Origin of the sequence: Priestia sp. SIMBA_032 (assembly GCF_046535215.1) — a bacterium.
In the GTDB taxonomy this organism is placed as follows: Bacteria; Bacillota; Bacilli; order Bacillales; family Bacillaceae_H; genus Priestia; species Priestia aryabhattai.
The window spans coordinates 1-235 of record NZ_JAWRXD010001599.1 but is presented as its reverse complement, the minus strand read 5'-3'; the positions used below and the strand labels follow the sequence as shown (position 1 = coordinate 235).

Below are 235 nucleotides of genomic sequence, written 5' to 3'. Positions count from 1 at the left end.
GTCCAGGATGCCGCTGTCGACCGAGTGCGCGTGGCTCATCACCAGCGCACGGATCGGGCCCAGCTCCGCGCGCACGCGCGCGATCGCCGCGGCGGGAGCCTCCGCATCGGACAGGTCGCGCAGCGCGACGACGCCGGGCGGCAGCGCTCGGGTGCCGCCATCCAGTTCCGGCCCCGGCAACGCCGAGCGGTCGCGCTTGGCGCCCTGCAGCCCGTCGAGGGTCGGGATGTTGGCC

The 235-nt window shown here is 76.2% G+C and carries 1 protein-coding gene; it reads right to left on the bottom strand.

Annotation, left to right across the window (positions count from 1 at the left end; all coding sequences use genetic code 11):
• On the bottom strand, nucleotides 1-235 hold a 235-nt coding region (locus SB717_RS39695), incomplete at both ends, for a hypothetical protein (protein WP_410908845.1).